The sequence below is a fragment of the Paenibacillus sp. FSL R7-0273 genome, from assembly GCF_000758625.1.
GTDB lineage: Bacteria > Bacillota > Bacilli > Paenibacillales > Paenibacillaceae > Paenibacillus_AQ.
Genome location: NZ_CP009283.1, coordinates 2,436,534 through 2,452,201, shown reverse-complemented (window position 1 = coordinate 2,452,201; position 15,668 = coordinate 2,436,534). Strand labels below are relative to the sequence as shown.

Annotated in this window: 10 protein-coding genes; 4 read left to right on the top strand and 6 right to left on the bottom strand. The window is 52.9% G+C overall.

Annotation, left to right across the window (positions count from 1 at the left end; translation table 11 throughout):
* Nucleotides 1–32 precede the first annotated feature (32 nt).
* The 5 genes from R70723_RS10410 to R70723_RS10390 all read right to left on the bottom strand — a co-directional run bounded on the left by R70723_RS10410 (nucleotide 33) and on the right by R70723_RS10390 (nucleotide 5,056).
* Complete coding sequence (locus tag R70723_RS10410; RefSeq protein WP_039871827.1) at nucleotides 33–2,033, bottom strand: AraC family transcriptional regulator; 2,001 nt, start codon at nucleotides 2,031–2,033, stop codon at nucleotides 33–35.
* A 111-nt stretch (nucleotides 2,034–2,144) separates the two neighbouring features.
* Nucleotides 2,145–2,516, bottom strand: coding sequence for an iron chaperone (locus R70723_RS10405; RefSeq protein ID WP_039871826.1), 372 nt, complete (start codon nucleotides 2,514–2,516; stop codon nucleotides 2,145–2,147).
* A 51-nt stretch (nucleotides 2,517–2,567) separates the two neighbouring features.
* Complete coding sequence (locus R70723_RS10400; RefSeq protein WP_039871823.1) at nucleotides 2,568–3,032, bottom strand: DUF1801 domain-containing protein; 465 nt, start codon at nucleotides 3,030–3,032, stop codon at nucleotides 2,568–2,570.
* Nucleotides 3,033–3,079: 47 nt separating this feature from the next.
* Nucleotides 3,080–3,646 (bottom strand): YdeI/OmpD-associated family protein, encoded by a 567-nt coding sequence (locus R70723_RS10395; RefSeq protein ID WP_039871822.1) that lies wholly within the window; start codon nucleotides 3,644–3,646, stop codon nucleotides 3,080–3,082.
* 387 nt (nucleotides 3,647–4,033) lie between these two features.
* Complete coding sequence (locus R70723_RS10390; protein ID WP_052421261.1) at nucleotides 4,034–5,056, bottom strand: aminoglycoside phosphotransferase family protein; 1,023 nt, start codon at nucleotides 5,054–5,056, stop codon at nucleotides 4,034–4,036.
* Nucleotides 5,057–5,216: 160 nt separating this feature from the next.
* Between R70723_RS10390 and R70723_RS10385 the strand changes: the two genes are divergently transcribed.
* The 3 genes from R70723_RS10385 to R70723_RS10375 all read left to right on the top strand — a co-directional run bounded on the left by R70723_RS10385 (nucleotide 5,217) and on the right by R70723_RS10375 (nucleotide 8,740).
* Nucleotides 5,217–6,110 carry a LysR family transcriptional regulator gene (locus tag R70723_RS10385; protein ID WP_039871821.1) on the top strand — a complete coding sequence of 298 codons (894 nt, stop codon included), beginning with the start codon at nucleotides 5,217–5,219 and terminating at the stop codon, nucleotides 6,108–6,110.
* 84 nt (nucleotides 6,111–6,194) lie between these two features.
* Complete coding sequence (locus R70723_RS10380; RefSeq protein WP_039871820.1) at nucleotides 6,195–7,886, top strand: M3 family oligoendopeptidase; 1,692 nt, start codon at nucleotides 6,195–6,197, stop codon at nucleotides 7,884–7,886.
* Between the two features lie 134 nt (nucleotides 7,887–8,020).
* Complete coding sequence (locus tag R70723_RS10375; RefSeq protein WP_039871819.1) at nucleotides 8,021–8,740, top strand: class I SAM-dependent methyltransferase; 720 nt, start codon at nucleotides 8,021–8,023, stop codon at nucleotides 8,738–8,740.
* On the opposite strand, the gene R70723_RS10370 is transcribed toward R70723_RS10375, so the two are convergent.
* Entirely contained in the window at nucleotides 8,735–9,454 is a 720-nt protein-coding gene (locus tag R70723_RS10370; RefSeq protein WP_039871816.1) for a glycosyltransferase, read from the bottom strand. The genes R70723_RS10375 and R70723_RS10370 overlap by 6 nt on opposite strands.
* A gap of 239 nt (nucleotides 9,455–9,693) precedes the next feature.
* On the opposite strand from R70723_RS10370, the gene R70723_RS32005 reads away from it, so the two are divergent.
* Entirely contained in the window at nucleotides 9,694–15,531 is a 5,838-nt protein-coding gene (locus R70723_RS32005) for a right-handed parallel beta-helix repeat-containing protein (protein ID WP_052421260.1), read from the top strand.
* Nucleotides 15,532–15,668 lie beyond the last annotated feature (137 nt).

Sequence of the window (15,668 nt, the reverse complement as noted above, 5' to 3'; positions counted from 1 at the left end):
CCCAATTTTACTATAAATAAACTTTACACCTTCTATTCACCCAGCATTACTTTAACAATCGAATCAAGCTGCAGCTCCAGGGAGTAAGGGTCCTCCATAACAAATTCATCATCCTCCCCGGTGCTGGATCCGTATTTATAGACCTGTCCCTTCTGCACAGCCGGCAGTGCTTTCCAGATGCTGGTATCCAGTATTTCGGATGCCCCTTCACTCCCTGATCCGTACACGAACACATGGTCGCCGAGATACTCCGGTAATACCTCCAGAGAAATATTTTCATACCCGTCTTCCATATTCAGGGCTTTTTCGGTCGGCGGAAGCTGCAGCATTTCATAAATGGTCGAGCTGCCGTAGTTGCCGCCTTTTGCCCCAAGTACATACAGTGTACCTTCACTTACCGAAATAACGGATACTTTTTCCCCTTCTTTAACTATACCTTCTATCTTCTTACGGGCGTCTGCTACCTGGGCTTCATAATCCGTGATCCAAGCCTCTGCTACCTGCTCCTTGCCGAAGATTTCGCTGATTCTACGGAATTTGTCCAGCGGTCCTGAGGTGGATTCCCCTTCCCAGTACGGAAGGAAGACGGTGGTACCGATTTTCTTGTAATCCTCAATGTTCTTCTCGATTGATCCGATGATCAGATCAGGCTCCAGGTACGCCAGCTTCTCCAGATTCATCGGAAAGCCGCCCAGATCCTCAATACCGGCAATCGTCTCGGCAGATATACCGGAATCTGCAATCCAGCTTTCCTTCAGCATGAAGCTGCGGGCACCGACAGGTATAATGCCCAGCTTCAGCAGCTGGCCCATATACTGGTCAGAGGCTACCCGCTGCGGGTTAGCCGGCACCTCGACATCCCCGATCAGCGTGGATACCGTTCTTGTTGCCTGCGCTGCTGCAGCCTCGGCTTCAGGCTTGGCAGTTGCAGGAGCAGCAGTCTCAGCGGCTACGGCATTGGCGGTGTTGCCTGAACCGGCAGCATTTGTATTGGTATTGGTACCCGCAGCCCCTGAACAGGCTGTCAGTAAAAGCGACAAGCATAATACCATAGTCATTGCGGTGAGTTTAAATCTTCCTTGCATGAATAGATCCCCTTCCGGTCTGTAGTGAAATTGATTCTCAATATCACTATAACCCGGCAGTAAGCCTTGCTGAACGGCAGATTTTAGCATCGGGAAGGGCATATCCTGACTCGTTTTACGTTTTTGCAGCTCATTTTTCAGGCGGATGGGAGAAAGCCCCTTATATTTTTTAAAGCTCCGGCTTAAGGAATGCGCATCCGGATACCCTACATGCTCAGCAATCTCCTGCAGAGTAGCATCCGTCTGAAGCAGCAGCTCCAGCGCCCGTTCCACTCTCACCTGTCCCAGGTAATGAATCGGGCTTGTGTTCATTCTATTCTTGAACAGCCGGGACAGATGGCCCGCGCTGCAGTCCAGCTCCCCGGAAATCTGCTGCAGTGTGACCGCAGAGCTGTAATGCTCACGGATAAAATCCACTGCCTGCATAACAAGATCCGGCTTCTGTAAGTGAACCTTCTGGCTGTACAGCTGGCTGAGCAGCTCATATACGAACTGGTAGAACAGCGCCCGTACGTGCAGCTTCCCGAGTCCGGATCCGTGTCCCCACTCCCGCTCCAGCAGCTCAACCTTCTCATATAAGATCAAGGGATTGTGCGGAACAAACGCATACTGGTCAAGAAAAGGATTATCCTGCTCCATCAGCCTGGTAATTTCCTTAAGATTCGCGGAGCCCGGCGTAGCCCGGTACAGCAGGAGGTAATATTCAAGTCCGCTTTCAGGAACGGCCCGCAGCCTGGTGCCCTTCCCCCCGTGCAGCACGTGAAAACGCTCCACCCTATGCCTGCTGTGGTCCAGATATACATCCGCTGCACCGCGTACAACGTACAGGAACGCGCTTGACGGCAGCCGGTAAGCCGGCAGCTCCCCGGGTGCAAGAATGGTGTGACGGACATCGATTATTTTAATAAACACATGATTCCATAACAAAATATGATCGTTCAGCTTCATTCCAGTCTGTCCTGCCTCCAATCTCAAGTCTGCATGCCTCTATTATAAGTGATAATCGTTCTCACTTGCAGCATAAAAAAATCCAACCATCGCTGGCTGGACTGCTGTGTATCATTTATTTGCTTTTTCAATATTCTCTGCTGCCCTGTATTTTACAATCCGGGTGATCAGGTCGTAGGGCATCGGCTGGTCTAGCGGGAACTGGACTGAACCCTTCGCCCCTTTATAGACAGACAGCTCGTCCTTAAAGGCCTCGATTCCCTGTGGTGCCGGATAAAATCCGATATGCTTCTTGAACGCTGCATAATGCACCAGATTGCCATGCAGGTAAAATGTGGGCATCTGGTAGCTGATTTTCTCAGTGGCTTCCGGAGCAGCTTCATGAATGACCTTGCGTATATTCTGCAAAAGCTCCCGGACCTCCGGTGCGGCCTGTCCAATATAGTCATCAATACTCTCATATGTAACCTTGTTAGCGTCCATTTCATCACCCTCCGTGATTTTTGATAGCCGATTGTATCTGATCATGCTCTATTATCTATTCTTCATTTGGGCGATTTCCCGTTCATATAATTGAATATATTCTGCGGCTGTGAGCTTGCTGCTTAACTCACCAAGCAGTTCATAAGGGATCGCCCCCGACGGCCTGAACCGGATGCAGGATTTGCCCATATCCAGCTTGGTCTTCATATGCATCGGATACTCCCCGCGGAACCAGGACAGCAGCTCCGGCTTCATATAGATACCCATGTGATACAGGGCGATATGATTTTTCTGGGAGGCTATACTCATGAACGGCAGCGGCTGCTCCGGCGTCACATGATAACCCGGGGGATACAGCTCATGCGGCACCATATATTCAATACCGTAACCTGCAGCTTCTGCAAATCCGTCCGGAAGGTTTTCTTTAATTACTGCTCTAAGCTTCTCTATAATCGGCCTGCGCTCTTCCGGCAGCTGGCTGATATAATCTTCGGGACTGCTTGCGTTGTACTCCATGCCTGCTCCTCCTCAGTCAGTCGGGATATTTACATTATTCAGATCATTCAGTAATCGATTAGACGCCCATTATCATGCCACGCGCCATACATCCGGTTGTCCCGCGTATTTGCTATGAATTTGTCCAGCCTGCTCTGATACAGCTCCGGCTGCTTCTTGTAGCTTTGTATGTTATCAATCCGGATTCTGCTGTACAGCGGCGGGAAGGCCAGAAAGTTCGCATAGACCTCCGGGTCCTCTTTTAACCTTTGCCCGATTACTTCATCTATTACAAAAGATTCCGGCGCCATATCCGGCAGCACCTGTCTGCCCTCCTCGCTCATCAGCCCCAGCCTGTCCAGACGGCGGACCCGTTCTTTATTCAGCTCGGTCCACGAGCTTCTTTTGGATCTTGGAGACAGCCGCTGCATAACACCCTGCTCCGTGCTTTTTTTGACTCCGTCAATCCAGCCGAAGCACAGCGCCTCTTCAACAGCATCCAAATACAGCAGCTTGTCTGGTGCAGGTGTCATACTTACGGTAATCCAGCAGCATTTCTCTGTCCTGCCGTGCGCCTGCAGCCAGCTCCGCAGCTCGTCACGCGTTGCTGCTGTTAACAGATTTTCCATTTCCATAGATTACATTCACTCCCTATCGGACTCAGTTGACCTTATTCGGACTCCCGTTCATGTTACCACAAGCTAACGGACTCAGATGAGCTTATCTGCTGCTTTTTGCCTCATTTTAGCCTCTCCGGCAGGTAATAAGGTCCTCTCGGTCCGTTAAATTAAATGTAAGCGGTATCAATGAAAAATAAGGGCTGTACGGTCCGTTACAAAGTACGGCCGGGCAAATGGAGCTGAAGCATGTTATAGCGCCAGACTGGCACAGACGTAACAGCACTTGCGTCTGCATCTGTACCAGAACCTGTACTAGAACCAGTCATCAACTTCAGAATAGGCATCAAAATCAACATCAACATAAGCACCAGCATCAGCCAGCCCGTAAGCTGGTCCTGTAAATCATATTTCTGCCAGCCACTCCAGACAAAGCGGTATGAATTCCGCATAGTCGTTAAGCGATTCCAGTGTGCCGGTGACCTGCTCTGCCCCCAGCTGCTGCTCGGCCTCATCCGAGCACTCCACCCCAAGCGAGCGCTTCACACTGTATTCCAGCCAGTCCAGTTTCCCCGTATACCCCAGGTTCAGCACATCCGTCCAGTCCCGGCAGAGTGTCCCGCCGCCCTCACGGTAGGCCCGGATTAACGCCTGAAAGGCTTCCTTACTCGGCTTTCCCGCTTCAAAACCCGACCAGTACAGCGCCACCTCAAGCAGCTCCTGCATCGGATGAACGGCTCCGGCAGACTCCCAGTCTATAAGCAGCGGCTGCCGGTCGGCGGTCCACAGCACATTCTTGGGATCGAGATCCCTGTGGCTGATCACCCGTTCATGCCGGAGGCGCTGCGCAGAGGCATAAGCCTGCTGTCCGTATTGCTCCAGATTGGCTGAAGAAGCCGCCAGCCGGTCTGCATAGTCCAGCGGCAGCAGCCCGGCCTGCCCGGCATAGGCCTGCCAGTCCGCTGCTCTCGGACTGATTACATCCTCCGGCAGCTCAGCCAGCAGCTCTGCAAAGTCAGCCGTATGTATATCTGCCAGTACAGCACCCATTTTCACGGCACAATCCAGATCGACAGTACCGGCAGGCAGGGACTTTCCTTCCTGCCACGGGAACACAAGGTAATATTGGCCTTTCGTCTCATGCATACAGCTGTCCCCGGACAGAATAGCCGGCAGTGCTTTTATGCCCAGCTTCTGCGCGCGCACAGTAACCTTTTCAGCAAACAGCATATTACCCATTGCGTCGCTACGCTGCATGATCTGGGGATTCAGCGCTTTGACCGCATAATCAGCCTTGTCAGTGGTGATCCGGTACATCCTGTGCATGAAGCCCCCGGATACCTGCTCCGGCACACCGGCCAGCCTGCCCAGCTCATATTTGGCGCACAGCGCATCGAAATCCAGTTTGTAGCTTAAAGCTTCCATCATCAAAGTACTCCTTATATGGGGTTTTATACAGGCTCCGGCACTTAACACTCCTGTATTTGCTAAGTGTAATCCTGATATTAACTTTTTGGTGCATCAGTTTTAACATTCATAGAATTTTTCTATGTTAACCTGTAGCTAATAGCGCGGGGGAGTGAACGGAATGAACCTGAATTTAATCAAGCTGCAGATTGTTGAGCTTCTGTATAAGCACAAAAAAATAACAACGGTTGCAAGCGTTCTCGGCCTGAAGCAGCCGACAGTAACCTATCATCTCAAAAATCTGGAGCTGCAGCTCGGGGAAAAGCTGTTTGAGCCGAGGATGGACAAAATGATTCTCACAGAAAGCGGGAGAGCCTTCCTCCATTATGCAGTCAAAATAAACGCCCTGGCTGCCGAGGCAGAGCGTGTAGTGAAGGAGTTCAGCCTTGCCGGACGCAGCTCGCTGAGCATCGGTGCCAGCTATGTTCCGGCCACCTACATCCTGCCCGGAATTCTGAGCCGTTTCGGCGAGCTGCATCCTGAAACCACAGTGTCGCTGTCCGTAAAGCCTTCGCCAGTCATCAAGGAAATGCTGGTCAATCAGGAGCTTGACCTGGGGATTCTATCAACGGAGTCCTTTTATCTGCCCAGCCTGCACAGCCAGCCGCTCTGCGAGGACGAGCTTGTACTCGTGTTCGCGCCGGGGCATGACTTCGCAGGTTATCCGGAGCTGACCCCCTCCCTGATCTCGGAAGCAAAGTTTATCCAGCACAACAGCCAGTCCAGCACCGGGCGGATCACAAGCAAATGGTTTGAAGATTGCGGGTTCGAACCCCGCGCCCACCTGCTGCTGGATTCCCTGGAGGCGATCAAGCACTCGCTGATGAGCGGCAGGTATGTATCCTTCATTTCACGGCTTGCGGTTGCGGATGAGGTGGCCTCCGGTAAGCTTATCATGCGTCCAATTCCGGAATACCGCTGCCAGCGGCGGATTTTCTATTCCTATAACAGGGACCGTCATCTTTCACCCTTCATCGGCTTGTTTATTGAGCTGATGCAGAACTTTTGCCTCTAAAACTCTCTATTATTTGGCTGTTAGTTTACTCTCTCACATAGTATAATATACTTCATCTGGCAGAGAAAGGATGTTGAATCTTACATGAAATTTACCGAATATCCCTATGAACGCCCCGATATTGACAAGCTTAAGCAGGATTTCGCAACCCTGATCAAGGGTCTGGAAGCAGACAGCCTGGAGGAGCAGAAGGCCTCCATTACCGCGCTGAATGAGCTGCGCAGCGGATTCGAAACCCTGCTGAGTCTGGCCTACGTCCGGGCCTCGATCAATACCCTGGATGAATTTTACAAGGCAGAGCGGAATTATTTTGATGAAGTTGAACCTATCCTTCAGGAGTACATAACCGATTACTACAAAGCACTCGTAAAGTCTAAATACAGGACTGAATTCGAGCAGGAATGGGGTTCCCAGCTCTTTGACCTGGCTGAAATTTCGATCCGTACCTTTAGTCCGGAGGTCATTGAGGATCTGCAGCTGGAGAACAAGCTGGCCACCGAGTACAGCCAGCTCATCGCTTCAGCCAAAATTATGTTTGAAGGCCAAGAACGCACTTTAGCCCAGCTCACACCGTTTGAGATGTCGCCCGACCGTGATATGCGTAAACGGGCATTCCAGGCCAAATATGATTTTATGGCAGCACATGAAGCTGAATTTGACCGTATTTATGACGAGATGGTTGCCGTACGTACAGGCATCGCCCGCAAGCTTGGATATCCCAGCTTCGTTGAGCTCGGCTATGACCGGATGAACCGGACCGCCTATGACGCCGGCATAGTTGCCAACTTCCGCAAGCAGGTGCTTGAGCAGATTGTACCTGTAGCGCAGAAGCTGAAGCAGCGCCAGAATGAACGGCTGGGTCTGGACAAGCTGAAATTTTATGACGAATCCCTTATTTTTAACAGCGGAAATGCTACGCCAAAGGGGGATGCCGACTGGATTGTTGCTAATGGTGCACAAATGTACCGGGAGCTCTCACCTGAAACAGGCGAATTCTTTACGATGATGCAGAACAATGAGCTGATGGACCTCTTGAGCAAAAGCGGCAAGGAAGGCGGCGGATACTGCGCCTATTTCGGCAAGTACCAGGCGCCGTTTATTTTCTCGAATTTTAACGGAACCTCTGGAGATATTGATGTGCTGACCCATGAGGTAGGCCATGCTTTCCAGGCGTATTCCAGCCGCGGCCTGAAGGTTCCTGAATATGCATTTCCTACCCATGAGGCCGCAGAGATCCACTCGATGAGCATGGAGTTTTTTGCCTGGCCGTGGATGAATCTGTTCTTCGAGGAGGATGCCGACAAATACCGGTTCAACCATCTCGCAGGCAGCCTGGAGTTTATTCCTTATGGTGTATCCGTAGATGAATTCCAGCATTTCGTATACAGCCATCCCGAAGCGACTCCGCTTGAACGTAAGCAGGCGTGGCGCGAAATTGAGCAGAAGTATCTGCCGCACCGTGACTATGACGGCAACAGCTATCTGGAGCAGGGCAGCTTCTGGCATAAGCAGTCGCATATTTTCCGCACTCCGTTCTACTATATCGATTACACCCTGGCGCAGCTGTGCGCTTTCCAGTTCTGGAAGCGTTCGAACGAGGATTTTGCAAGTGCCTGGAGCGATTATCTCAGGCTCTGTCAGGCTGGCGGCAGCAAATCCTTCATTGAGCTGGTAGAGCTGGCCGGGCTGATCTCACCGTTTAAGGACGGCTGTGTCGGCTCGGTAATCGGCGAAATTGAGAGCTGGCTGGATTCGATTGACGATAAAGCTTTATAAGACGGCTTTACTGACTGCAGTCCGCAGGCAGATCTAACAGAAAAGTCCCGTTCCCCGGAATCAGCCGGAGCGCGGGACTCTTTATTGTCACTCAAACAAGCTCAATCACTATACCCGGAAGGCAGGCGGCAGAAATGCACAAGGAATCTGTATCTCATCATTCATATGAAGAAATGGCAGAGTATTATTTTCGCGATATAGACAACAAGCCCTACAATGCCCATTACGAACGTCCGGCCACTTTGTCGTTGCTTCCTGAGGTCGAAGGTAAATCCGTTGTCGATGCGGGCTGTGCCGCAGGCTGGTATACAGAGCAGCTGCTCCGCATGGGCGCGAAGGTTACCGCTGTTGATTTCAGCTCCCGGATGATTGAAATGACCCGCAGACGGGTTGGCGGCAGAGCCCGGCTCATTCAAGCCGATTTAAATGAGCCGCTGGAATTTCTGGAGGATGGTTCTCAGGACGTCATACTTTCTTCACTGGCGCTGCATTATCTAAAAGACTGGACACCCGTAATGAGCGAATTCCGCAGAACGCTGAAGCCCGGGGGAGTACTGGTCTTCTCTGTGCATCATCCGTTTATGGATTTCACCCATTTCGGTAAGGAGAATTATTTTATGACCGAGCTGCTGGATGATGAATGGGATACGCCTGACGGCAAGGTGAAGGTACAGTTTTACCGCCGCCCGCTGCACCAGATTATATCGGCAGTACACCGTGCCAGATTTGTCCTGGAGGAGCTGCTTGAGCCGATGCCGACAGAAGCCTTCAGACAGCAGGCGCCGCTTGCCTACGACAGGCTTACGCATAATCCGCAGTTCTTGTTCATCCGGGCTTATAAACCGCAGCTATAGCTCACGGTCGGCAAAGCTCCGGAAATTCCCGGTTACCGCCACTGGAACACTGCCCTTCAGGTAAAAATAATCCTTGGCCTTCCAGGTATGGCTGCCTTTGTCCGACCGGCGCACATAGACATAGTTATACGTGGAGGTGGCAAAGGTGCGGAACCCTTTTCTTTTACAGCGCCTGAGAAAGTTAACATCCTCTCCCACCGAGCGGTCGGGGAACAGCACCTGGCTGCTTACCCGCTTCCTGAACAGCAGCGTCCCTCCCTGCAAAAAAACCACAGGCTTGCGCTGCTCCTTCGGCGACCGGACGATCAGCTGCCGGCTTGCCTCCAGATAGACGAGACAGGCATGCTTGCCGACAATATCGCTCCGGGTCCGGTTCAGCGCCCTGATCTGCTCTTTCAGATAATAAGGGGAATAATAATCATCATCGTCAAATTTGGCAATCAGCGGATAACGCGCCTTGGTAATGGCACCGTTCAGGCATTGGCCGAGTGAGACCGACTCCGGCAGCTTATAGACCGAAATGTTGTGCCCTGAGCCTGCCCTCAGCTGATACTCCTTCAGCTTCATGCTGTCCTTGTTGAGGATAATAATCAGTTCCTTGTGCTTCACCTGCTGAGTCTTGTAATTGGCAAGCAGATTATCAAAAAACTCCGGACGATTCGTGCACACGATTATAGAGACTGCATTGACATGGCTTTCCGCCGCTTTTCCCACTGCCCCTCTCTCCCCTCCTGTTTTCCCTTCAACATATGAGCTTCGTTCAGGGCCCGTTCGGGCGTAAGGCATACACTGTTACTCCAAGTATCATTAGCTCACATTTTTGCCATTCCCCCCTTAAACCGCAAGATGTGAGTTATTGATTGTAGCCGCACTTTTCGGCTGTACGGTATAATTTCGCTTGATCAGGCCATCCGGCCGGTCAAATACAGGTATATATGGAGGGGATTCCGGTTTTGTATAAAAAACGCTTGCTGTCTGTACTCACATCCATCCTTTTACTGTCATCCTCGCTTCTGCCGGCGGCAGCTGCAGCAGACGGTTCTGACGCTGATCCGTCTGCAGGTATGATTAATATCAGCAGCAGCTGGAAGGGCAGCGTGTTCGGCGATGTAGGCGGCCAGGACAAAATTACCGCAGCGAACTTCGGTATCACTGAGCATGCGGATTCTACCGTAACCCTGCGCAGCTCAGCCGACCGCGGCAAAATTTCCGGCAGCACCGAGGGGATCACTTATTATTTTCAGCAGATCGATCCGGAAGCGGACTTTGAACTCAAGGCTACGGCTCATGTGGATGCCTGGACAGCGAATAACCAGGTATCGTTCGGAATGATGCTGCGCAGTAATGTGTGGGATAACCAGTCCGGGGCGTACACAGGGGATTTCACTGCTGTCGGTGCATTGGACCAAGAAATGAAAGCGTTTTATAAGTCGAATGGCGGCAGCCTGCAGAAGACCGGCTATCTGTTTGAATCAGCTACCAAGCCTGCAGCCGGAGAGGATTATGATCTCAGCATCCGGAAAACCGGAGATCTGTATGTCTTCACTCTTGACGGTGTCACCAAAACGCTCGAAGGCTTTGGCGGTGCAGTCCAATATGCCGGGCTTTACACCGCAAGGAACACAACCGTTACGTTCAGTAATGTACAGCTGCTTCAGGAGGAGCCTATACAGCTCGGCCCGTGGACGTACAGCGCTTTTGGCGGGAACACCAGTGCAGTGAAGAATCCTGCGCCTGTGGACGCTACCGAGACTTCGGTGACTCTGGAAACCTACGGCGGAAAAATCTCCGGCAGTGACGAAGGGCTTTCCTTCTACTTCAGGGAGATACCTGCCCAGGCTAATTTTGAGCTTACAGCCACGGCCAGGGTCATTTCGTTCAACAGCAACAGCAGCATCAGCACGCCGAACCAGAAGTCCTTCGGTCTAATGCTGCGGGATAGCGTCGGCATGAACGGCGATTCCGCTGCTGTAACCTCCAATTACGCTGCGGTCGGTGCGCTGGATCAGGTAATGAAGGGGTTTTACAAGCAGGCAGCACAAGTAAAGCTAAGCCCGTTCAGCGGGATATCCGTCCCGGCAGCCGGTGAAGAATACGGGCTCCGTATCAAAAAATCCGGCAACACCCTGCAGCTCAGCGCCGGCGTCCAAACCGAAACCGTTACGCTGGGCGGAGCCTTCAGTGATACGCTGTTCGCGGGGGTGTATGCAGCCAGAGATGCCATGATTGCCTTTAGCGATATCAGTATCAGGCTCGAGACCAAAACTGTCACTGCCTTGACGGCTGATACCAGTGCGATGCCGAAGACCTCCTATTTCATCGGGGAGGCGCTTGACCTGACGGGCTTGTCTGTAAAAGCTCTGTATTCCGATAATAGCGAGGCTATTCTGTCACCGGCTGACTATATCGTAACCGGCTTTGACAGCAGCAAGGCCGGAGCAAATACGGTAACCATTCATTATAACGGTGCGGCTGCGGCAATTACCCTGCAGATTCTTCCGCTGTCTGTATCCGGGCTTACAGTCAAATACTATCCGGCCAAAACGGTCTATTATCCGGGCGATACCTTTGATCCGCAGGGCCTTGTCCTTATGGCCGGCTATAACAGCAGCACCGCCGTGACTGAACTGGACGATAGTCTTTATTCATTGTCCATCAAAGGTGAAAGTGTAACCGAGCAGGCGCCGTACCTGTTCACCGAAGCGGGTGTTTATGAGGTGACTGTCACCTCGGTGGAGACACCGGAGGTAACAACTGCCTTTGACATTAAGGTTGAGGATGCTACTCTCAGCAAAATGGAGATCCGCAATCTTCCTGAGCAGACCGTTTACTACATCGGGGATTCACTGAAGCTGGAGGGGCTGGTGCTCTACGCGCATTACAGTGACGGGTCGTCACAACGGCTGATGAAGGAGGAATACACCGTTTCTCCGCTTGATACATCGGCCCCCGGTACAAAGGAGCTTACTGTGACCCACAAGGGAGTTACTGCCAAGTTCCCTGTTCAGGTCAAAATAAAACAGCTGACCGGCATCGAAGTTACCGCCTATCCAAAAACAACCTTCCTGCTGAACGAAGGCTTTGACAGTGAAGGGCTTGCCGTCTCCAAGGTGTATGACAACGGTGACCGGGAAGTGCTCAGCAGTTATACCCTCGACACAAGCAAGTTTAACAGCAAGGCAGCCGGTGTGTATGCTATCGGGGTTATCCCGGCAGATCACTCCATCGATTCCATTACTTATTCTGTAACGGTTAGAGAAGCCTCTCAGCCGGTATGGAGCAGCATCCAGTTCGGCCAGTCTACTTCTGCATCCAATAATCAGACGCTTGTCCGCGAGGATGGCACAGTCCGCCTGATTGCCCTGGAAGGCGGAGGCAAGGTTACCGAGGATCATGACGGTATCACGTTCTACTACACCGTGCTTGATGCGGCGCAGGATAATTTCGTGCTGTCTGCAGACATTCAGGTATCTGCCTATGCCAAGTCCCCGTATGACGGTCAGGAATCCTTCGGGATCATGGCCCGGGATGCAATCGGCACCGCAGGCAATTCCAGCGTATTTGCTTCGAACATAGCGGCAATCGGCGGCTATAGCGGCGGCACCAAAAGCAGCAACGGAACCCAGCTGTTTGTGCGCACCGGGGTAGAATCCTCCGACGGAGCCGGAAGCAAGGGAATCAAGGCTGTTATGCTGAACACCGAGCAGCCTGCTCCAGGCAATACGTTCCCTGCAGCTCCTTATCGGCTGACGTTGTCCAAAACAAACAGCGGCTTTACGGGCCAGCTTAACGACGGCAAGGAAGCGGTGTTCTTTACGCCGGATATTCTGAACGTGCAGGACGGCAAAATGTATGTGGGCTTCTACACAGCCCGGCTGGCGACTATAGATATCAGCAGCATTCAGCTGACCGTAACCTCCGCAGCTACGGATACGCCTAAGGTAGATCCGCCGCAGAGTCCGGTTACCCCGGTCTTTGACATTCTGTCGCTGGGCAGAACCTCACAGTCTGATTATCAGCTGATTCTGCGGCCGAATGTCAGCGGAACGGTAACGCTGAAGCAGGGCTCTGCCGTGATTGCACAGGATGTCAGAGCCGAAGCCGGCAAACGGCTTGCGCTTCCTGCTTCACTTGCAGCGCAGCAGGATACAAATTTCAGCATCAGCTTTTTGCCGGATGATACCCAGTACCTGACCTCCTACGATAAAATCGTCCGTAACTTTACCGTTACTATGAAAAGCTATGGTGACAAAAGCGATATTTACGTCTCTCCAGCCGGAACAAGCACCGGGGACGGTACGCCGGAGCATCCGCTCGATGTTGATACCGCAATTGATTTCGTACAGCCGGGACAGCATATTATCGTTCTGGACGGCCGGTACGTGCGCAGCAGCAAGCTTGAGATTAAGAAGTACAATGACGGGACGGCAGACGCCATGAAGGTGCTTGAGGCTGCTCCCGGTGCCAGACCGGTCTTTGATTTTGATAAAAAAACAGAGGGCGTCCTGCTGAGCGGCAGCTACTGGCACATCAAGGGACTGGATTTCACGCGTACGGCCGGCAATACCAAAGGCTTCACCGTAGGCGGCAATCATAACATCGTTGAAAACAGCCGTTTCTATGCCAACGGCGATACCGGCCTGCAGATTAGCCGGACAGACGGTACCGCTGTGGAATTAGCAGATTGGCCGTCGTACAACCTGATTCTGAACAGCTCCTCCTTCGATAACCGTGACCCTTCCGACAATAACGCCGACGGCTTCGCCGCCAAGCTGACCTCCGGTGTCGGAAATGTATTCAGAGGCTGTCTGGCATACAACAATATTGACGACGGGTGGGATTTGTACACCAAGGCGGGTACGGGAGCGATTGGCGCTGTACTGATTGAGGATAGCGCGGCCTTCAACAACGGCCATCTGACGGACGGAACAACGGGTGCAGGTGACAAAAACGGCTTCAAGCTCGGCGGAGAAGGGATTTCGGTCCATCATACGATCCGTAATTCCATCGCCTTCGGCAATGGAGCCTATGGCTATACCAGTAACAGCAATCCCGGCGTCATTGCCGAGAACAATATCGGCTTCAACAATACGCGCGGCAATCTAAGCTTCACCACTTATGATCACATTACGCCAAATTTCACGATTGACGGCTTTCTGTCCTACCGGACGGCCAGCATTGCCAAGGACCAATATCCGGCAGGACTTGCGTCCGACAAAAACTTTATGTATGACGGAACCATTTCGGTGAACAAGTCCGGCAAACAGCTGAGCGATGCCAGCTTTGTCAGCCTGATCCCGGTCAGCTCCTATGCAAGAGATGCCGCCGGGAACGTGGTCTGGGGCGATTTCCTGAAATTCATTCCGTTTAGTGATAACGGGCCGACCGCGACTCCTAGTCCGGCTGCGACTCCTAGTCCGGCTGCAACTCCTAGTCCGGCTGCGACTCCTAGCCCGGCTGCAACTCCTAGTCCGGCTGCGACTCCTAGCCCGGCTGCGACTCCTAGTCCGGCTACAACTCCGGAGCCGACGCCCACAGCAAGCCCTGACGTACCGGCGATCCCGGGCGGTACCGGAGCAACCGCTGAGCTCGCGGTAACGGCAGTACAGACGGATGGAAGCATCAGCATCTCTCTCCCGGTTACGGCTGCTCAAGGTACGGCCCGGGCGGTACTGACAGATATCACGCTGCAGAACGCGCTGGCCCAGGCTAAGAGCCAGGCAGACGGCACCCGGCGGCTTCAGCTCCAGCTGAAAGAGAACGCAGCAGGCGGCTTCAGTGCCTATGAAATCACGCTCCCTGCATCTGCGTTCACAGCAGGGAACTCCAGACTCCAGCTGGAGGTGAACACCGCTCTGGCCGGCTTTGTGCTTCCGGATACACTGTTCCGGTCAGCCGAGCTAACAAAAGCGGGCAGTGTTACGCTAAAGATAGGTATCGCTGAAGCTACTAGTACACTGAAGGGACAGCTTGGAAGCTCTCCTCTTCTAACTTATGAGCTTTCGGTTGACGGTAAGCTATCAGGAGCTGACAGCCTGGGCTCAGCAATCGGGATCCGCCTGCCTTACCAGACTGCTCTGCCTGCCTCCGAGCATCCGTTTATCGTTGTCTGGCAGGTCAGCAGCAGTGGCAGCATTACGCCGGTCGTAAGCAGCAGCTACGATGCCGTCCGCAGACAGGCGGTTTTCCAGACTAATCATCCTGCCGGGCAATATGCGGCTGTCCTTCACCATCCGGTCTTCGGTGATGTCTCCGGCCAGCACTGGGCAAAAAATGAGATTGAAGTGCTGGCCTCGCGCGGTATTATCCAAGGTGTACCTGGAGACGGCTTCCTGCCGGGGAAATCCGTTACACGCGCTGACTTTGCCCTGCTTCTGGTCCGGCTGCTGGAGCTGTCCGGAACCGGCAGCAGCACCGCGGCAGGCTTCACGGATGTCCAGCCGGGTGATTACTTCCATAACGGGCTCCTGACTGCTCAGCAGTATGGGCTAATCAACGGCCAGCAGGACGGCAGCTTTCATCCGCAGGAGCCGGTCTCCCGGCAGGATATGTTTGTGATGACGGCCAGAGCGCTTAAGGCCGCCGGTATCCTGCAAGGAGACTCCGCAGCAGCCAGAGCATCCGCTGACTTTGCTGACCAGGCCGGTATTGCCGGCTACGCTGCCGCTGACATTGCAGCGCTGGCAGAGGCTGGCTTCATCCAGGGGGATACCGGCAGCCGGCTTCATCCGGCGGCTCTGTCCACCCGCGCTGAAGCTGCTGTGTTGATCTACCGGATACTCATGCGGTAATGAGAGCGGAGGCAGAGCACCGCATTCCGGAAGTCTTCCAGCATTCCTTCGGAGTTCTTCCGGAGTTCTCCGGGCATTCCATCAGGCTCTTTCAGACTCCGCAACACAACACAAAGAGACGGCATTACTGCCGTCTC